Here is a 1,793-nt window from a genome sequence, read left to right as displayed (position 1 = left end):
GGGCAGGGCGGGTTCGTCGTTCAGCGGGTGCGTGCCGACCGAACCAGGCGGGTCAGCACGGGCACGGCGGTCACCACCGCCCACAACCCGATCGCCGCGACCAGGGCTGCGGCGGTGTCGCCGGCGGTGGCGGTGCCGAGGACGTGGCCGCGTAGGGCGTCGGTGGCGTGCGCGACCGGATTCACCGTGGCCATGGCTTGCATCCAGCCGGGCATGGTCTCGATCGGCGCGAACGCACTCGAGACGAACATCAGCGGCATCATCACCATCATCCCGGCGAACTGGACGACGTCCGGGCGGCGGAGCCGGTCCCCGATCAGCCCGAACAGGGCGCTCATCGCCCCAGCCAGCACCACCAGCACGATGACCGCGGCGACGGCATCACCTGCAGTGCCGTGGAACTCGAAACCCAAAGCCACGGCGGCGATTCCGAGCAACGCAGCCCGGGCGAGGGTGAAGACGGCCTCGTTGATCGTGCGGGCCACCCCCGGCAACGCCGCCCGCATCGGCAGGGCAGCGAAGCGGTCGTGCACACCGTTGGTGTGATCGATCGCGGCGGAGACTCCGGCGTTGGTGCCGGCCATCACGGTGGAGACGGCGAGCATCGCCGGAGTGAGGAAGACGATGTAACTGACCCCGGCCGGAAAGCCGGGTCCGGCCGCGACGCTGCGGAACACCTGGCTGAACAGCACCAGCATCGCCATCGGCATGGTCAGCGAGAACATCAACAGCTGCGGAACACGCGAGCTGGTGCGCAGGTTCCGGACGGTGAGCGCGGCGAGCTGGTCCCCGATCGGGGACCGCTCGGCCGTGGTGCGAATGGTGGTCATTTGTGGGCTCCGGCGCTGTGGGCGAGGTGGGTGAAGACGTCGTCGAGGCTCGGGGAAGCTACGTCCAGGTCGGTGACCTCGATGCCGCGGTCGTGCAGGTCGGCGACCAGCGCGATCGCGGCGGGGGCGTCGTCGACGGTGACCGACGCCCGAACCCGGTTGTCGTCGACCCGGTCGGTGTCCGGGATGAACGGCAGCGCGGCGAGCTGATGGGCGGGAACGGTCGCGCTAACGACCTTGCCGCCGACGATCCGTTTCAGATCGGTCGGGGTGCCGCGGGCGGCGACCCGGCCCCGGCTGAGGACCACGATGTGGTCGGCGAGCCGGTCCGCTTCCTCGAGGTACTGGGTGGTGAGCACGACCGTGGTGCCCGCCTCGGTGAGCTCGTCCACGACGTCCCACAGCCCGGCGCGGGCGAGGGGGTCCAGGCCCGTGGTCGGCTCGTCCAGGAAAAGCACCGACGGGGATCCGACGAGACTGGCGGCCAGATCGATCCGGCGGCGCGAGCCCCCGGAGAGTTCCCCGACCCGCCGAGCCGCGTACTCGTCCAGACCGAGCCGGTCGATCAACGCGTCGGCCCGCGCTCGGGCGGTGCGCCGCAGCCCGGTCAGGCGGCCGATCAGCTCCAGATTCTCCCGGGCGGTGAGGAATTCGTCGAGCCCGGCGTATTGGCCGGTCACCCCGATCCGGCGACGGACCTCGGTAGCGTCGGCGACAACGTCCAGGCCCTCGATCTGCACGCGGCCGATGGTGGGACGCACCAGGGTGGTGAGGGTGCGGATCAGGGTGGTCTTGCCGGCACCGTTATGGCCGAGCACCCCGAGCGTGGTCCCGGCGGCGGCCACCAGGTCGACGCCGTCGAGAGCCCACGTTGTGCCGTAGGCGACGTGCACATCTTCGATCACGACGGCCGGGGCGCTCATCGCACACCCCCGAACCGGTAAGGGGCGGGGCGGGTAATCG

General features: G+C 70.8%; 2 protein-coding genes. Both read right to left on the bottom strand.

What is annotated here, in order from left to right:
- Positions 1-20: 20 nt before the first annotated feature.
- Positions 21-830, bottom strand: a complete 810-nt coding sequence (locus G9373_RS45145) for an ABC transporter permease (RefSeq protein ID WP_005574260.1) — start codon at positions 828-830, stop codon at positions 21-23.
- A complete protein-coding gene (locus tag G9373_RS45140) occupies positions 827-1,753 on the bottom strand; it encodes an ATP-binding cassette domain-containing protein (protein WP_054247873.1) in 927 nt (308 codons plus the stop codon). Before G9373_RS45140 ends, G9373_RS45145 begins: the two co-directional genes overlap by 4 nt.
- Positions 1,754-1,793 lie beyond the last annotated feature (40 nt).

The organism is Rhodococcus sp. A14, from assembly GCF_011603105.1.
Lineage (GTDB): Bacteria > Actinomycetota > Actinomycetes > Mycobacteriales > Mycobacteriaceae > Rhodococcus_F > Rhodococcus_F opacus.
This window is presented reverse-complemented; position numbering and strand designations above follow the sequence as displayed.